Origin of the sequence: Anabaena sp. FACHB-83, assembly GCF_014697485.1 — a bacterium.
Lineage (GTDB): Bacteria > Cyanobacteriota > Cyanobacteriia > Cyanobacteriales > Nostocaceae > Nostoc_B.
The window spans coordinates 38,958-55,364 of record NZ_JACJRY010000024.1; the positions used below are offsets into that span (position 1 = coordinate 38,958).

Annotated in this window: 16 protein-coding genes; 8 read left to right on the plus strand and 8 right to left on the minus strand. The window is 42.6% G+C overall.

What is annotated here, in order from left to right; genetic code table 11:
* Window positions 1-17 precede the first annotated feature (17 nt).
* Together H6G79_RS36925 and H6G79_RS23895 are read left to right on the plus strand one after the other, a co-directional pair.
* Window positions 18-1,766 carry a dCTP deaminase domain-containing protein gene (locus H6G79_RS36925; RefSeq protein WP_190592392.1) on the plus strand — a complete coding sequence of 583 codons (1,749 nt, stop codon included), beginning with the start codon at window positions 18-20 and terminating at the stop codon, window positions 1,764-1,766.
* Between the two features lie 309 nt (window positions 1,767-2,075).
* Window positions 2,076-2,504 (plus strand): hypothetical protein, encoded by a 429-nt coding sequence (locus H6G79_RS23895; protein WP_206757512.1) that lies wholly within the window; start codon window positions 2,076-2,078, stop codon window positions 2,502-2,504.
* A 95-nt stretch (window positions 2,505-2,599) separates the two neighbouring features.
* On the opposite strand, the gene H6G79_RS23900 is transcribed toward H6G79_RS23895, so the two are convergent.
* Window positions 2,600-3,217: a hypothetical protein gene (locus tag H6G79_RS23900; protein ID WP_190592390.1), complete on the minus strand. Its 618-nt coding sequence runs from the start codon at window positions 3,215-3,217 to the stop codon at window positions 2,600-2,602.
* A 202-nt stretch (window positions 3,218-3,419) separates the two neighbouring features.
* The gene (locus H6G79_RS23905; RefSeq protein ID WP_190592389.1) at window positions 3,420-4,082 is read right to left on the minus strand and encodes a LuxR C-terminal-related transcriptional regulator; all 663 of its coding nucleotides are present in this window, start codon (window positions 4,080-4,082) and stop codon (window positions 3,420-3,422) included.
* Between the two features lie 102 nt (window positions 4,083-4,184).
* On the opposite strand from H6G79_RS23905, the gene H6G79_RS23910 reads away from it, so the two are divergent.
* A complete protein-coding gene (locus tag H6G79_RS23910; RefSeq protein WP_190592388.1) occupies window positions 4,185-4,838 on the plus strand; it encodes a DUF3386 domain-containing protein in 654 nt (217 codons plus the stop codon).
* Between the two features lie 110 nt (window positions 4,839-4,948).
* On the opposite strand, the gene H6G79_RS37445 is transcribed toward H6G79_RS23910, so the two are convergent.
* A complete protein-coding gene (locus H6G79_RS37445) occupies window positions 4,949-5,074 on the minus strand; it encodes a hypothetical protein (RefSeq protein ID WP_277877317.1) in 126 nt (41 codons plus the stop codon).
* A 413-nt stretch (window positions 5,075-5,487) separates the two neighbouring features.
* Window positions 5,488-6,165: a response regulator transcription factor gene (locus tag H6G79_RS23915; RefSeq protein ID WP_015113911.1), complete on the minus strand. Its 678-nt coding sequence runs from the start codon at window positions 6,163-6,165 to the stop codon at window positions 5,488-5,490.
* Between the two features lie 391 nt (window positions 6,166-6,556).
* On the opposite strand from H6G79_RS23915, the gene H6G79_RS23920 reads away from it, so the two are divergent.
* The 3 genes from H6G79_RS23920 to groL all read left to right on the plus strand — a co-directional run bounded on the left by H6G79_RS23920 (window position 6,557) and on the right by groL (window position 9,432).
* Window positions 6,557-6,730 carry a hypothetical protein gene (locus tag H6G79_RS23920; protein WP_190592387.1) on the plus strand — a complete coding sequence of 58 codons (174 nt, stop codon included), beginning with the start codon at window positions 6,557-6,559 and terminating at the stop codon, window positions 6,728-6,730.
* A 655-nt stretch (window positions 6,731-7,385) separates the two neighbouring features.
* Complete coding sequence (gene groES, locus H6G79_RS23925; protein WP_190592386.1) at window positions 7,386-7,697, plus strand: co-chaperone GroES; 312 nt, start codon at window positions 7,386-7,388, stop codon at window positions 7,695-7,697.
* A gap of 97 nt (window positions 7,698-7,794) precedes the next feature.
* On the plus strand, window positions 7,795-9,432 hold the full coding sequence (gene groL / locus H6G79_RS23930; RefSeq protein ID WP_190592385.1) for a chaperonin GroEL: 1,638 nt from the start codon (window positions 7,795-7,797) through the stop codon (window positions 9,430-9,432).
* A gap of 403 nt (window positions 9,433-9,835) precedes the next feature.
* Here the strand turns inward: groL and pyk are convergent, their stop codons facing one another.
* Window positions 9,836-11,602: a pyruvate kinase gene (gene pyk / locus H6G79_RS23935; RefSeq protein WP_190592384.1), complete on the minus strand. Its 1,767-nt coding sequence runs from the start codon at window positions 11,600-11,602 to the stop codon at window positions 9,836-9,838.
* A 430-nt stretch (window positions 11,603-12,032) separates the two neighbouring features.
* On the opposite strand from pyk, the gene crtR reads away from it, so the two are divergent.
* Entirely contained in the window at window positions 12,033-12,935 is a 903-nt protein-coding gene (gene crtR, locus H6G79_RS23940; RefSeq protein ID WP_190592383.1) for a beta-carotene hydroxylase, read from the plus strand.
* Between the two features lie 114 nt (window positions 12,936-13,049).
* Here crtR and aroH read toward each other — a convergent pair whose 3' ends face one another.
* The 3 genes from aroH to H6G79_RS23955 form a co-directional block, all read right to left on the minus strand.
* A complete protein-coding gene (gene aroH, locus H6G79_RS23945; protein ID WP_062287729.1) occupies window positions 13,050-13,466 on the minus strand; it encodes a chorismate mutase in 417 nt (138 codons plus the stop codon).
* A 92-nt stretch (window positions 13,467-13,558) separates the two neighbouring features.
* Complete coding sequence (gene sppA / locus H6G79_RS23950) at window positions 13,559-14,380, minus strand: signal peptide peptidase SppA (protein WP_190592382.1); 822 nt, start codon at window positions 14,378-14,380, stop codon at window positions 13,559-13,561.
* Window positions 14,381-14,706: 326 nt separating this feature from the next.
* Window positions 14,707-15,003, minus strand: coding sequence for a hypothetical protein (locus tag H6G79_RS23955; protein WP_190592381.1), 297 nt, complete (start codon window positions 15,001-15,003; stop codon window positions 14,707-14,709).
* 572 nt (window positions 15,004-15,575) lie between these two features.
* Here H6G79_RS23955 and H6G79_RS23960 point away from each other — a divergent pair.
* On the plus strand, window positions 15,576-16,373 hold the full coding sequence (locus tag H6G79_RS23960) for an MlaE family lipid ABC transporter permease subunit (RefSeq protein ID WP_190592380.1): 798 nt from the start codon (window positions 15,576-15,578) through the stop codon (window positions 16,371-16,373).
* Window positions 16,374-16,407 lie beyond the last annotated feature (34 nt).

A 16,407-nucleotide genomic window follows, 5' to 3' on the forward strand; every position in this document is an offset into this window, starting at 1 on the left:
GAATTACCTGTGAACTTGTGATTAAGAACGATAAATGGATTACCGAAATGGCTCAACAAGGGATGATTTCACCCTTTGAGCCAAGCTTAATCCGAAAAGTGCAGAAAGAAACATCTGTAGATGCTCAACCCGTTATCAGCTACGGTCTTTCTTCTTATGGCTACGATATTCGCCTCTCCCCGGCTGAGTTTCGGATTTTTCGCCACATACCGGGAACTGTGGTTGACCCCAAAAACTTTAATCCGCACAATTTAGAGTCAACACCACTGCATACAGATGTCAATGGCAGTTATTTTATTTTGCCTGCTCACAGCTATGGGCTGGGCGTTGCTTTAGAACGACTAGAGGTTCCAGATAATATTACAGTAGTTTGTATAGGTAAAAGCACGTATGCAAGGTGCTTTAGAGGTGATACTCGTGTAGCTCTAGTGGATGGCACATCCCCAACGCTAGAAGAAATGGCTGAACGCTCTGAAAATGGAGAAAAATTTTGGGGCTATAGTATTGGTCAACACGGAAGAATAATAGTCACTTTACTAGAAAATCCCAGATATATTGGGCGAGATTCTTTATTGGAAGTAACTTTAGACAATAACGAATCAATATTTTGTACACCAGATCATCTTTTTATGACTAGAGATGGTCGAATGGTTGAGGCTCATACTCTCAAACCACAAGATTCTTTAATGCCTCTTTACCGTCAGGTTGCTCGTGGTTATGAGATGGTGTATCAACCGCTTAACGGTCATCTTTATCCGACTCATCGATTGAGTGATGAGTGGAATTTATATTACGGAATTTACGAGAATACGCCTAACACTCACCGCCATCATGTTGATTTTAATCGTTTAAATAATAATCCTTGGAATATTGTGAGAATGGATGCCTCGGCACACATTCGATTACACAATCAGGAAAACTATGGCGATGAATTTGACCCTGATGAACATGGAGAATCTATCAGAGAAGCTTTTACCAGACTCAAACAAAATGCTGATTGGAATGCAATGTTTTCTCAACAGCAAAAAGAAAAAGCTTTCAATTTCTGGCATGATGCCAAATATGAAGAAATCCGCCAAAGAGTAATTGAAGGGAGAAGAAATTGTTCTGATGATACTCGGCAAGCACATCGTGATGCGATGATTGAGTATTACAAAAATCCCACAGCTAGAGCTTTAACAGGAGAACTGAGTAAACAAGCTTGGGCAAAAGATGACGGTACAAGACGTTATCAGCAATCCCAATTGATGAAACAACTAGCAGATGCTTCCAAGACTCGTCATGAAATTACTGCTGATGTTGTGCGTTCGGCGCTAGATCAAACAGGTTCTATTCGTGGTGCGGCTCGATTACTTAATTGCGATCGCTCTGTATTTAGAAGATTTCCAGACGTTATACAATCGTTTAGAGGTTTATCACAAACTCATTCTGTCAAAAACCACAAAGTTACCTCTGTAAAAGAAGTACCTGGTATTCACGATGTTTATTGTTTAACAGTACCAGAAGCAGGTAATTTTGCCTTAGAAGCAGGAGTTTTCGTGCATAATTGCGGCATAATCGCCAACCTAACTCCTGCGGAAGCGGCGTGGCGCGGTCATTTAACCTTAGAATTTTCCAATTCTTCTAGTGCTGACTGTCGTATATATGCTAATGAAGGTGTAGTACAATTGCTCTTTTTAGAAGGAGAACCCTGTGCGATTAGTTATGAAGCAAGACAGGGTAAATATCAGGATCAGTTAGAAATTGTCACCATAGCTCGCGTCTAGTTTAAATTCACAACCACAGGTTACGGTTAATTTTACCTGTGGTTTTTATGTTTGTTGTGTGCGTAGATGCAAAGCGGCTTGTCACCAGATATCGCATCATTAATAGACCTCTTGCATAAATATTTTTTTGTCTCGCGCATAGACGCGATAGCGGCTTCCCGCAGGGTAGGCGCAAAAGCGCAAAGAAAAGCTCGCAAATAATAACTTTTACAAAAAGTTTAATCTTAAATATATTGCCTCATCCAAAATCTAGGATATAACTATCAATAATAATTTTTGATAGATACTAGATTAGGAGTTAAATATAAAATGGGCGCAGAACCTTGGCACTATTTTGTGCCTTACGAAGAAAATGTAAATTTTACATTACAAAATTTGCGTCAGCAAGAATTTAAAGCTGGAAACTACTATGGTAGTGAATTTAATCCAAAGAGTATAGATGAAGCCGTTGCTAATGTAGAACCTGATGGAACAGCTTCTATTTTAGATATGTTTGCGGTTACAGATCATCCTGAAACATTTGCTGTTTGTCCAGTCTCTACCGATGATTTAATCAGATGGTTTGGCACTGATAAACCAACGCTTCAAATGGTGCAATCAATTCTTGTAGAAGAAGAACAGCCAGATGCTTGTGAAGAGTTTTGGGATAGTATTGGACGAGGTGAAGGGAGATACATAATCATTTACGATGAAGACGAACCATTTGAAATCTTCTTCGCAGGTTATTCTTTTGACTAGCTTATAATCTTGTACTAAGAAATCTTTGCGTCTACCGTGCGGGAAGCCGCTACCGCGTCTATGCGCGAGACTAAAAATTCTGGTTTTCATCGAGGTCAGCTTGTAACAATAATTCCAACTAAAACCCTTAACAATTCCTCCAATTCTTCAGGAACCCTATAAAGTTTCAAATCTTGCGAAATTATCTTTTCTTGACGGTGTAATATTCCAAATCGCCAGTCTTCTCCTGTAGTCACTGCACCATATAAAATTGGCGTTGTTGATTCTATCCATTGGTCAAGTGCAATTAATTCAACTGCTAATTGAGTAAAGCCCCGTCCTAAATCAGATTGTTTAGCTTCAACTACTAACATTCCCACATCACCGTTGATGTAGTAATCAAAGCTTCCTTTTAATTTTTCATTTACATTAACAGGATATTCAATATTTAATTGAGCGTGAGTTTCGGCACAAATTTCTAGTAGTGTGGGTGCAATTAATACTTCTCGTCTTGCAGTTTCACTAATTGGGTTGACGTAGGTTAAATTACGTTGCAAATAACGACTCAAAAATTCTAAACAATTCAGTTTCTCTTCATATCTTGGTAAGTCCAGCTGCTTGCGTTCGTATTTAAAATCAAATTCTGCAAGAATGTCGGCTGGCGCGTAAGGTAATTCAAAATATTTGCTAAAGGTATAGCTTGCACCAGGTTGAAGAATTGGCGGGCGAGTCATATTAGTATTTAATTATGGGCGATCGCACATCATTATCTAAGAGTATCGGGCGAATAGAATTCACTACTACACAAACAAAGTCCGCCTGCGCGGACTGAAAAAAATCCTTGGTTTTTAACCCGCGCAGGAGGTCACTGAGCTTGTCGAAGTGTGGGTTTTGCCTGTGTAGCTGCGATTTCCAATCGCCGAGGATAGTATTAATTTAGACTAAAACATCCTGTAATTTTGCTACCATTTCCGCCCGTGCTGATACTTCTAGCTTGCGAAACATCCGCTTTAAAGCTTGCTTAACTGAGTTTTGCGTAATCCAGAGTTTTTCACCAATTTCGGCGTTAGTTAAACCTTGGGCTACCAATTCCGCGATTTCTAACTCGCGTGGTGTCAGGCGGCTAACTAAAGGCGAAATTGTGGGTTTTGCCCTTAAAGTGGCGAGTTTAGCAGACAAATGCAAGCATACAGCACTCAAATCAGCTAAATCGTTGCCATCAAAGGCAGGCTTGCCGCGATCGCGTGCTAAGTGTAAAGTACCAACTAACTGACCATCGCAAACAATCGGCCCTGTCATGACGTGTTCGTGGTCAGAACGAGAGCAAAAATTTTTCCAGTCGCCTGGAGACAATAATAATTGCTCATGGGCGGGAGCGTGACGCTCAACAACATAGCGTCCGACAGGGTTCCCCTCTAAACATACTGAGGGAATAGCGGGAATATCAATTTCGGTTGGTGCTGTTTCATCTAAAAGATAAATACCCCAATGCTGCACGCCAAAATGGTCGCTAATTTTATCCTTGAGAGCTAGATGTAATTCTTGCTCATTACGGACACTAGCGATCGCACCAAATACAGCATGAAGAGAATTAGCCATAAGTGTACCCGATTGGGGACTATGCTCTGCTCGACAATTACATCTATGCTAATACCAGCAAGAATAAAACGCTATTATCACTGGATACGCTAGGAGAAGCACATGACAGTTACCAAACTCTCTGCTCAGGAACTTTTCCGGGCTGCTTATGAAAACCGTTACACATGGGATAATAATTTCCCTGGTTATACCGCAGATGTTACCTATAAGTATGACGATAAAGTTATTACAGGTAAAGTCATCATCAATGCTGAACTCAAAGCAGAAGTTCTGGGAGTAGAAGACGAAGCCGTTAAAAAAGCTATCCACGGTCAAGCTTGGGAAATTGCCATTCACCGTGTCCGTCGTAGTTTTGAACAAACCCACGGCGAAAATACTTTTAGCTATGGTGACACCGACTTAAGCGATGCAGTCGAAATCATCCTTGGTGGTAAAGGTACTGGCGATAAATATAAAGTCCGCAATAACGAAGTTAGCTTAGTTCACCGTCACATTCATGGCGTGGTCGTGACTATCAACACTTTCAGCAGTCATGACACTGGCGAAGGCTACTTATCCCACACTTATGACTCTGTTTACCATGACCCCAACACTGGCGAACAGAAGGGTGGTAGAAGCGAATTTACCGATGAATATGAAAAAGTAGGTAAATACTTTATTCTCAACCGTCGAGAAATTCGCACCGAAACCAATGGACATCTGAATATTCAAGAATTTATTTTCTCGAATATTCAATTGTTGGAACCTGCGGCTTAAGTTATCTGGGCTTACGCACCAAGGTTGGGTGTGAGGGTGTAAAGGTTTTGGATACACCCCTAAACCCCCACACCCTCCTATAGACCCTTGATTTTTTCTCATTGCGTCAGTCATATTAAAACTAAAAGCGATCGCCCTAACATCGTACAGGCGATCGCTTTTAATCTTTGGGTCAAGTGATGCAGTGGATTGCTTGCAGGATTCACCATTTCCGCATTTTCGTTATGTCTTAGCACTGATGCAAAGCCGATCCCAATCCAAAATCTAAAAAGAGATTACCCCAAGGAGGGTAGATGCAATCACACCATTTGTGCTGTACTTTCAATAACTATTAACCAGTAATAATTCCTGAAGTCACTGACTCTTGGGATGACTGATTGTTCAATGGGGTGCGCTGTTGCTGAGATTGGCGCATTTTATCAGGATTTAGCTGCTTTTTTATTTAACTGTTGAAAAGCAGCTGTGCTGAACTGAAAAAGTGCTGAGTACTAAGTGCTAAATGCTGAGTAAAAATACTGCTCTTTTGTCTCCAGCCTCTAGTACTTAGTCTCTAGTCTCTCTTTCATGAGTACTAGCTGATATACCAGCTTTCAGCTATCAGCAGTCAGGTTAAACAGTCAAAAGCTGACGGCTGAATGCTGAAAGCCTTTTAAGCCATTTGGTTTTCAATCGCCCACCGCGCTAATTCAGTGCGGTTATGGAGATTGGTTTTGCCCAACATATTGGACACATGGCTTTCAACGGTACGCTGACTAACGTTTAATTCTTCAGCAATTTCTCGGTTCGCTAAACCCCTGGCTACGAACTGTACTACTTTCAGTTCGGTTGGAGTTAGCTGCACATCAAAAGGAACTTGAATACGAGAACCGTTTTCCCCGCCTTTGGCTTGGTGTTCCTTCCAACGGATAGTTTGTTTCAGCGAAGATTCTACTTGTGCTACGAGTTCTTCTGGCTCAAAAGGCTTGACCATATATACGTCAGCGCCTTTATTTAAACCTTTAACTCGGTCTGCACTTTGTCCCTTGGCTGATAGGAATAAAACAGGAATCCAACTAGTACGTTCGTTTTGCCGGACTTGTTCCACAAAAGTGTAACCGTCCATTTCCGGCATCATTACGTCACAGATGATCATATCTGGAACATCATGCTCTAGAATTTCCAGAGCTTCGCGTCCATTTTCAGCAGTGACGACTTCATATCCTCTAAATTCCAAGTAATCCTTTACCAGCAAGATGAGGTTAGGGTCGTCATCAATTAGTAGAAGGCGTTTGTGATCTTTCATGCTGGGCTCTTTCATAGCAGTGGCACTTGTCGCGCTTCGATCCATCAAGGTCTTGAATGGTTATCCTTAATAATGGTGGATTTATCGAGATGTTGTCTTTTTTCCCACTTAACTTGCCTTTGCGTCCTCGAAGTCTCAAAAGCGGTTCTCACCTTATTTAAGACCACTAACTCATTGGCAAAAGTCCGGTAAGGATACGTAGAGCAGTAGTAATTATAATGCGCTATTATATATCGCTTTGAAAGGTACGGGTGAAAAAACACTGATTGAATAATAATCATCTGCCATTCACTAGTAAGTATTGGCTTGTGATGACCCCAGCTTTATAACAACCTGCACTTTCATCAGCGTACTGCTTTACTATATCCTGCGGATGTGAAGCCTTATCAGATGTTAACAAGCAAGTAGGGGAATTTCCGGCAAAGATGGGTTAAAAATGCAAATCTTCTACCACCATTATGCCGATCAAGTATGTTTGGATGATCCTCTCAGTAACTTGCAAATTTGCTTGGCGATACCAGACACCACCATCCGAGCAGAAAACCATTATCTGTCTAGAACAACAAAGTGGCAAGCAATTGTCTTGAATTGTCAAGATGCAGAGGGGTAAACTTTTATCGCTTTTCACCAAGTTTGAGTTCTTGATTAGCTGATTTAAGCCTTCCCAGAACTACCAAATAACTTGCTGTTAACCAGAGTTAGCAACTGTGTGGTCAGCACACATAAAAATATGTCGCTGATTTTTGGCAATTCCTAAAATTTTTACACAATTACTTAAGGTTTTCTTGTGGTCTACATATTTAATGGTTTGGTCGATGTGATAGTTGTTGAATCTTGGTATTGTTACTCATTTGTAGCTCCCTGTTTACTGTTCTATAACAATTTCCAAGCTTTGCAAATAAAGTTGACCATATAAAAATATTCGTAACTTACGGATGGAAATCAGAAAATTAAACCTAATTAGGTACTAATACTTAAGTGAACTTCCGATTACTGAGGGTTAGGGAGTGGGGAAAGGAGGGGTTTAGGGGTGTAAGGGTGTGGGGAAAAGAAGGGCAGAGGGGCAGGGGTGCAGAGGAGATGGGGAGTAGTGTGCAGTGAAACAAAGAGAAATTTTTATAGAAAGTTTTCTCCTCCGCTCCCTTGCTCCCCTGCTTTCTTCCAAGAGTTCGGAAACCCGTACATCACAAAATGTTGCCATTGCAGGCTTTTCTTCGGTAAATTAGCACTCAGGAGTTGAGAGTGCTAACTCTGGAGAAATTTGTATGGCAGCTGTATCTTTAAGCGTATCTACAGTTAAACCTTTAGGCGATCGCGTTTTTGTCAAAGTAAGCGCATCAGAAGAAAAGACCGCTGGTGGTCTTTACTTACCCGACACCGCCAAAGAAAAACCCCAAGTAGGGGAAGTTGTTGCTCTTGGAGCTGGCAAACGTAACGATGACGGTAGCCGTCAAGAGTTAGAAGTCAAAGTTGGAGACAAAGTGTTGTACTCCAAATATGCTGGCACAGATGTGAAACTCGGCACGGAAGAGTATGTACTGCTCTCTGAAAAAGACATTCTAGCAATCGTTTCCTAGTCAAAAGTCACAAGTCACAAGTCAAAAGTCCCTGGACAAATGACAAATGACAAACAACCACTGACAAAAAATAACTGACACAGGAAGATTAACAACTATGGCAAAGCGCATTATTTACAACGAAAACGCACGTCGCGCCCTAGAACGAGGCATTGACATCTTAGCTGAGGCTGTAGCTGTGACCCTCGGCCCCAAAGGTCGTAACGTAGTTCTAGAGAAGAAATTTGGCGCACCACAAATCGTCAACGACGGTGTGACCATCGCAAAAGAAATCGAATTAGAAGATCATATTGAAAACACTGGCGTTTCTTTGATTCGTCAAGCGGCTTCTAAAACCAACGACGCTGCGGGTGATGGTACCACAACCGCAACCGTATTGGCTCATGCGATCGTGAAAGAAGGCTTGCGGAACGTAGCAGCTGGCGCTAACGCCATCCTGTTGAAGCGCGGTATTGATAAAGCTACCACCTTCTTGGTAGAAAAAATTGCCGAACACGCTCGTCCTGTAGAAGATTCCAAAGCTATTGCTCAAGTTGGTTCTATCTCTGCCGGTAACGACGATGAAGTCGGTCAGATGATTGCCCAAGCAATGGATAAGGTGGGTAAAGAAGGTGTAATTTCCTTGGAAGAAGGAAAATCCATGACCACCGAATTGGAAATCACCGAAGGGATGCGCTTTGACAAAGGCTATATCTCTCCTTACTTCGCAACTGATCCTGAGCGGATGGAAGCAGTATTTGATGATCCTTACTTACTGCTGACCGATAAGAAAATCGCTTTAGTACAAGATTTAGTACCTGTTCTTGAGCAAGTTGCACGTCAAGGCAAGCCCTTGGTAATTATTGCTGAAGATATTGAAAAAGAAGCTTTAGCAACCTTAGTTGTTAACCGCCTGCGTGGTGTGCTGAACGTAGCTGCTGTAAAAGCACCTGGATTTGGCGATCGCCGCAAAGCTATGCTAGAAGACATCGCTATCCTCACCGGTGGTCAACTCATCACCGAAGATGCAGGTCTGAAGCTAGAAAACACCAAGCTTGATGGTTTAGGCAAAGCTCGCCGCATCACCATCACCAAAGACAACACCACAATTGTTGCTGAAGGTAACGAAGCTGGCGTTAAAGCTCGCATCGAACAAATTCGCCGTCAAATGGAAGAAACCGAATCTTCCTACGACAAAGAAAAATTACAAGAACGTCTGGCTAAATTGGCTGGCGGTGTAGCTGTAGTCAAAGTTGGTGCAGCCACCGAAACCGAAATGAAAGACAAGAAACTCCGCCTCGAAGACGCTATCAACGCTACCAAAGCTGCGGTAGAAGAAGGTATCGTTCCTGGTGGTGGTACAACTCTGGCTCACCTCGCTCCTCAACTCGAAGAGTGGGCTAAAGCTAATCTCAAAGATGAAGAGTTGACTGGCGCTTTGATTGTCTCTCGCGCATTACCAGCACCTCTGAAGAGAATTGCTGAAAACGCAGGTCAAAATGGCGCTGTCATTGCTGAACGTGTTAAAGAACAAGAATTTAATGTTGGTTTCAACGCAGCTACCAACGAATTTGTTGATATGTTGGCAGCTGGTATCGTTGACCCCGCTAAAGTAACTCGTTCTGCACTGCAAAACGCTGCTTCTATCGCGGGTATGGTGTTGACAACCGAATGTATCGTTGTTGACAAACCAGAACCCAAAGATGCTGCTCCTGCTGCTGGCGCTGGTATGGGCGGCGGCGACTTCGATTACTAATACTCTGTAGTCAAATAAATTAAAAACAGCTGCTTCTCTCGTGGGGGCGGCTGTTTTTTTGTCCTAGCAATATTTGGCTTGTTCCAATGATGTTTCACGCAGAGGAGCCACTGCGTGAAACATCATTGGCGTGCGCGGAGGCGCAGAGAGTTGTTAGAGATTTTCAGGACTTATGCACCAAAATTGTCTGTAGGGATTGGGCATGGGGGTGTAAAGGTTTTGAATACTTACACCCTCATACCCCTGCACCCTGTTCTAAAACCCTATTTTTTCGTTTTTTGCGTAAGTCCTAATTTTGTTCAATTAAGTATAAATCCTCCAACCTCCTGCTCACTGAGCGCAGTCGTTCGCGTTAGCGTCTCCGCAGTCGAAGTTTGGTCACTGAGCGCAGTCGAAGTGATGTTTACGGTGTTCCCACCGCGCCAGAGTAAATTAACCCCCGTTGCACATCCAAGGTTAAAATCGCCCCATCACGAATGACTTGGGTGGCTTTCTTGACACCAACAATCACAGGTACACCCAGGCGTAAGCCAATCACGGCGGCGTGACAAGTCAAGCTTTCTTCCTCAGTGATAATACCAGAGGCTTTGCGGATGGCATCGACAAAATCAGCACCAGTGCGGGGCGCGACTAAGATATCGCCGGGGTTAAAGTTGCTGACATCCATTCCTGTTTGAGCAACTCTGGCGCGACCACTGACAGAACCTTGGCCCAGTCCAATTCCTTGACCTAATATAGCTGTAACTACTTCAACTTTAATTAAGTCTGTGGAACCAGAAACGCCTTGCAGTGTACCAGCAGTCATCACGACCAAATCGCCTTCAAACAGTAATTTATGTTCTTGAGCGACGTTGATGGCTGCTTGGAAGGTTTGACCAGTGGAAGGTAGTCCCAATACTAGTAGTGGTTTTACACCCCAAACTAGTTGTAATTGTCGCGCTACGTTGACATGGGGTGTCACCGCCAAAATAGGGGTATGGGGACGGAATTTAGACACGTTACGCGCCGTCGCCCCAGTTTGGGTTAAGGTCATGATTGCGGCTGCGCCAAGGTTTTCAGCAATTTGACCGACAGCTTGGCTAATAGCGTTGGGAATGGAACGTCTACTATCTCGGAGTTGGCGTGTGGCTGAGTTCCGTTCTTCTTGTTCTATCCGTTCAGCAATCCGCGCCATTGTAGCGACTGCTTCCACCGGGTAGCTACCAACGGCAGTTTCGTTGGAAAGCATGACTGCATCAGTACCATCTAAAATGGCGTTGGCTACGTCTGATACTTCCGCACGGGTGGGGCGGGGATTGCTCACCATGCTATCTAACATTTGGGTAGCGGTGATAATCGGAATCCCCAAGCGGTTGGCTGTGGAAATTAACCGTTTTTGTAATACAGGGACATCTTCGGCTGGTAGTTCAACCCCTAAGTCTCCTCTAGCAACCATTACGCCATCACACAAAGCTAGAACAGCTTCCATTTGTTCAATAGCTTCATGCTTTTCAATTTTGGCAATGACTGGTACTTGCTTGCCTGTGCTAGAAATCAATTCTTTGATTTCGATCACATCTTGGGGGTTGCGGACAAAGGAAAGTGCTACCCAGTCTACGCCTTGGTCGAGACCAAACATCAAGTCCTCGCGGTCTTTGTCGGTCATGGCTTTAATGGACAGGTAAACCCCAGGAAAGTTTACACCTTTGTTGTTAGATAGTTTGCCACCGACTGTTACACGGCAATGCAAATCACCTTTTTCCCGATTGGTTTCTTCCACCACCATCTCGACTCGTCCGTCATCGAGGAGAATTTTCGCGCCGGTTGGGACTTCTTCTGCCAAATATTCGTAGGTTACACAGCTAATTTCTTGTGTACCTACAACTTGGCGATTAGTTAAGATGAAGCGATCGCCTTTTGCTAAAACTATAGACCCATCTTCAAACCGCCCTAAACGAATTTTTGGCCCTTGCAAGTCTTGCAAAATTGCCACTGGCTGATTAAGTTCAAAAGCAGTTTGCCTAATTAAGCGAATATTGCGCTGGTGATCAGCATGAGTACCATGAGAAAAGTTAAGGCGCAGCGTGGTTGCTCCTGCTTCGATAATCGCTTTGAGCATTTCTGGGCTGCTGGTAGCGGGGCCAATTGTAGCGACAATTTTTGTCCGACGTAGAGAATCTCTTAATTGCATAGGGGCTGATTTTAGGGAGCTTATTAAGCAGTCATAGTAAGTTAAGGGAGATGCTGTGTTCAGTTACTGCCACATCAATTTAAGCAGTTAGCGTGGGGCAGATAAAAGGTAGATTTGGGGAAAGATTGTGAATTTAAATCGCTGGATTTCCCTTGGATTATTCCTAGGAACTAGGGAACAGAATAGTTATCGTACACTAAACTTGATGCCCTCTCTCCCCAGGAATATATTTTCTCTCTACTCTTGAATAACTGAGGGACACACCCTAATCATCAGCAAATACTTGGGTTTCGTTTGGAATCATAGCGTTATTCATCTGCTGTGAAGCAGATGTTTAGATAAAAAATTGCTATACAAAACTTCATTAAACTTTATTTTTTACTAATATTGATCGTATATTCGTAATGTTTGAGCAGGTAAGGAGTAAAGAATGCTGGCGTTGGAGGCAGAACAGAAAGTATTGAAAATCCCACCCAAGGAATTCTTAGAGCCTCCTGGTAATTTCAGCCCGACAATGTTAATTTTTTTGTCTGCTGTCACAATGCTGGTGCTATCAAATTTTGGCTACTGGTTGTGGGAATGGCCGCACTGGTTATGCTTTTCGATTAATACCCTAGCTTTGCATGGCTCTGGGACAGTAATTCACGATGCTTGTCACCAGTCTGCACATCGTAACCGGATTATTAACGCGATGCTGGGTCATGGTAGTGCTTTAATATTGGCTTTTGCGTTTCCTGTGTTTACGCGCGTACATTTGCAACATCATGGTAATGTCAATCATCCCGAAGATGACCCGGATCATTATGTCTCTACAGGGGGGCCTTTGTGGTTGATTGCAGTGAGGTTTTTATACCATGAGGTGTTTTTCTTTAAAAGAAAACTGTGGCGGAAATATGAATTGTTAGAGTGGTTTATCAGCCGCTTGATTGTTGTGACTATTGTCTATATTTCCGTTCAGTATGGATTTTTAGGTTACATTCTCAATTTTTGGTTTATTCCTGCCTTTATAGTTGGGATAGCATTGGGATTATTTTTTGATTATCTGCCACATCGGCCGTTTGTAGAGCGCGATCGCTGGAAAAATGCCCGTGTCTATCCCAATCCCATTCTTAATCTCTTGATTATGGGACAAAATTATCACCTAGTGCATCATCTTTGGCCTTCAATTCCCTGGTACAATTATCAACCAGCATATTATGTGATGAAGCCACTTTTAGATGCAAAAGGCTGTTATCAAACTTCGGGATTATTACAAAAAAAAGATTTTTTTGAATTTGTTTACGACATTTTTTTAGGAATCCGCTTTCATCATCACAAGCCAACTGATAACTAAAAGTTGGGAATTTGCTCTAATTAAGTCGGTGGGAAAAAACAAAACTATATTAAGAAAAACCCTCCTGCCTCCTGCCTTTTCCCAACTATAAATATTTACGTAGCTCTACTTCAGTTAGGAATTCAGGATTTCAATTGCTGGCTGTGATGTATGTAAAGTCTGGGGTAAACTCCAGTCGGGACGTAAATTAGAAGCGTGACGTAAATAAATGTGGTGAATTGGCGCAGAGACTGGCAAATAAGCATGAATTAAGAAGCGGACGCAACGTTGTAAACTACCTTCAACGTACATTTGCTGCACATCTAACATTGCAACATTATCCCAACCAGAGCGTGTGCGGGCGATCGCGGCGGGGAAAATCGCATCTAAATCGCGTGTGACTGAAAAAGTCACGCTAATCATGTCTTGTGGTTGAATTTTATTGCGTTGTTCTAGTTCATCTAGCAGTTCTGTAACTGCTTCTCGCATAGCTTCAATTGTATTTTCTGAAACAGTTGTTGCTCCACGAATTGCTCGCATTTGCCATTCCACGCCAAAAATCCTCCTTAATTTATTTGTCCTTTGTCCTTTGTTATTAGTCATTTGTCCTTTACTAATGACTAATGACCAATAACCAATGACATTTATGGTCTATATAACCACAATGGCAGACCACTAGTAGAAATTTCAAATTCTAGCCAGTCAGCACCAGCACCTAATCTTGATGAAACCTGACGACTCCCCGGTAGAATCCGACTTAACAAAGGTTTGGGTTCTTCGAGGGTAAAGTATGGGGTTTTTTCGGGGTCAAGACCGACTAGTTCTGCTGTCCACCGACGCGCATCTTCTTCTGTTCCTAGGCGGTCTACAACACCCAATTCTAAAGCTTGCTGCCCGGTAAAAATCCGGCCATCGGCGAAACTTCTCACAGTTTCTACGGCTAAAGAACGACCCTCGGCGACAGTTTGGACAAACTGCTGATAACTGGTGTCAATCAATTCTTGCAGAATGTGTTGTTCTGGTTCTGTTAATTCCCGATCAAATGCCAAAATGTCTTTGTAAGGCCCTGACTTAATGACTTTGAAAGAAACACCGATTTTGTCGAGCAAGCGTTCTAAGTTATTACCACGCAGAATTACACCAATGCTACCGGTGATGGTTCCGGGGTTAGCCATGATGTGTTCGGCTCCCATACCGATGTAAACTCCACCGGAGGCGGAAATATTACCAAAACTAGCAACAATTTTGATTTTTTCGCGCAGTCGCTTCAGGGCGCTGTATATTTCTTGGGAATCGCCTACTGTTCCCCCAGGGCTATCGATGCGTAAAAGCAAAGCTGGAAATTTCTTTTCTTCTACGGTCTTGAGGGCTTCTAATACACGTTTGCGAGTTGCACTTGCGATCGCACCTGTAATTTCAATCCGCGCAATTTGTTTACGAAACTTGGATTTAAACGGCCAAACCATGAGCAGTCAAAAAACCTCGTATATTATCCCACTATAAAATGCCCAGAGCTTAAAATAAATGGGCATTCCGCTATTCAAGCATAGTTTATCTAGCCCCAAACTTCAGTCTGGGGGCTATGGGCTTTTTTGTGAACAATTTTGCGATCGCAGTTGCTAACTTCTGCCCAACTCCGACTGTGATGATTAATAATTAAGTAATTAATTTTACAAGTTAAACTTATAATGCCTATTCTGAATAGGATGGGATTTAAAATCTCAAACGCTTATTCTAGTTGATTTTTAAACTTTTCCCTAGCCGATTTAAACCTGATGATTTACGCAATTTTTTAAGAATCTATGCGAAGAATTTGACAACGATAATACGCATAAGAATCAAATAATGCGCCGACAAAACTCCAGGTTAAACCGATGATTACTAGCCCGCGTAGGGGTGTACCATTACCAAAAATCGCCAGAAAATGTAATATGCTGGCGGCACTAGCTTCTGTGATTGTTTGTAATCCTGGCAAATAACCAATCACAGCTAAAAGTAACAAGATACCGCCTACGAAAAATATTGGTGCAACAAAGCTAAAAATAACCGTCACTAATAAGGAACGCAGAAAGTTCAACAAAAAAGCCATGAAAGACAACCTCCAGGAAGACAACGCACAACAGCCCAATAACTATCTTTCATCTTCTACAATACGTGCGATCGCCCCTTGGAGGCCAATCTGTCAAAAATCTTAAGTTTTCATTAAAAAAACAGACAGTAACAACACAAGCTGCTTCACGTAAAAATTAACTTGAGCAGCGATAAAATCTTTGCTAATTCAGGGTTTGAGCTTATCTCTACTAAATACCACACATTGTAAACATATATAGGTAAAGCTTTATTTTATGAGAGTAACTTTAAAGTAAGTTAACGTTCACAGAGGGAGTGGGGAGTTTGGGGGGTGGGGGGGGGGGGGGGGTGTGGCTCACAGTAGGTTTTTAACAAAGTGATGAGTAGCGACTCTAAAAATCACGATTGAATCAGAGTTCTATCCCCCTCACACCCCTACACCCTAAATCAAGGTTTTTGGAACATAACGTAAAAAACCTACACCTGTCAGGGGGGGTGTGGGAAGTGTGGGGAGTATTAAGAAATTACTATTGACTATTGGCTATAAACTTTCGCTATTCTTAAGGCAATTACCGAGTTAGCTACAGAACATTGAGCCAGATTACATCTAATTCCAGTTTAGCAGCGTGGGGTCAGCGATTGCTGGCAGCGATTTTTCTGGGTGGACAAGTAATAGTTCACCTGCTGCGCGGCAAGATTCATTGGCGTAACACTTTAGAGCAAATGGCAGCCGTAGGGCCAGACTCTTTATTTATTGCTTTGTTAACTGCAATTTTTGTGGGTGCTGTGTTTACCATTCAGGTAGCGCGAGAGTTTATTAACTTTGGTGCGGGTAATCTTGTGGGTGGTGTATTGGCGGTGGCTTTAACCAGAGAACTTTCACCAGTACTCACAGCCGTGATTTTAGCGGGGCGGGTTGGTTCTGCCTTTGCCGCAGAAATCGGTACAATGCGAGTGACAGAACAAATTGATGCGCTGTTGGTATTAAAAACAGACCCCATCGATTATTTAGTGATTCCGCGCATGATTGCTTGCTGTTTAATGTTGCCAGTTTTAACACTTTTGTCGTTAGTCACCGGGATGTTCGGCGGCTTGATCATTGCCACTCATATATACGGACTGGCTGATACAGTATTTTTAGACTCTGCCCGCAACCTAATAGACACTTGGGATATTGGTAGTGCTTTAGTAAAAGCTGTATGTTTCGGCTTATTAATAGCGGTTGTTGGTTGCAGTTGGGGTTTGACAACCACAGGCGGCGCTAAAGGCGTAGGACAATCAACAACAACTGCTGTAGTCACGGCTTTGCTGCTGATATTTATTAGCAATTTCTTTTTGTCGTGGTTAATGTTTCAAGGTGCGGGTAGTGCGTTTGTCAAAGGGTTTTAAGCGTCAGTAGTCATTGGACTTTTGGCACAAATTT

What these genes read in the sequence shown, in the direction of transcription:
- H6G79_RS23895 (WP_206757512.1), top strand. Translation starts at nt 2,076, where the DNA reads ATGGGCGCAGAACCTTGGCACTATTTTGTGCCTTACGAAGAAAATGTA.
- H6G79_RS23900 (WP_190592390.1), bottom strand. Translation starts at nt 3,217, where the DNA reads ATGACTCGCCCGCCAATTCTTCAACCTGGTGCAAGCTATACCTTTAGC.
- H6G79_RS23905 (WP_190592389.1), bottom strand. Translation starts at nt 4,082, where the DNA reads ATGGCTAATTCTCTTCATGCTGTATTTGGTGCGATCGCTAGTGTCCGT.
- H6G79_RS23910 (WP_190592388.1), top strand. Translation starts at nt 4,185, where the DNA reads ATGACAGTTACCAAACTCTCTGCTCAGGAACTTTTCCGGGCTGCTTAT.
- H6G79_RS23915 (WP_015113911.1), bottom strand. Translation starts at nt 6,165, where the DNA reads ATGGATCGAAGCGCGACAAGTGCCACTGCTATGAAAGAGCCCAGCATG.
- H6G79_RS23920 (WP_190592387.1), top strand. Translation starts at nt 6,557, where the DNA reads ATGCAAATCTTCTACCACCATTATGCCGATCAAGTATGTTTGGATGAT.
- groES (WP_190592386.1), top strand. Translation starts at nt 7,386, where the DNA reads ATGGCAGCTGTATCTTTAAGCGTATCTACAGTTAAACCTTTAGGCGAT.
- groL (WP_190592385.1), top strand. Translation starts at nt 7,795, where the DNA reads ATGGCAAAGCGCATTATTTACAACGAAAACGCACGTCGCGCCCTAGAA.
- pyk (WP_190592384.1), bottom strand. Translation starts at nt 11,602, where the DNA reads ATGCAATTAAGAGATTCTCTACGTCGGACAAAAATTGTCGCTACAATT.
- crtR (WP_190592383.1), top strand. Translation starts at nt 12,033, where the DNA reads ATGCTGGCGTTGGAGGCAGAACAGAAAGTATTGAAAATCCCACCCAAG.
- sppA (WP_190592382.1), bottom strand. Translation starts at nt 14,380, where the DNA reads ATGGTTTGGCCGTTTAAATCCAAGTTTCGTAAACAAATTGCGCGGATT.
- H6G79_RS23955 (WP_190592381.1), bottom strand. Translation starts at nt 15,003, where the DNA reads ATGGCTTTTTTGTTGAACTTTCTGCGTTCCTTATTAGTGACGGTTATT.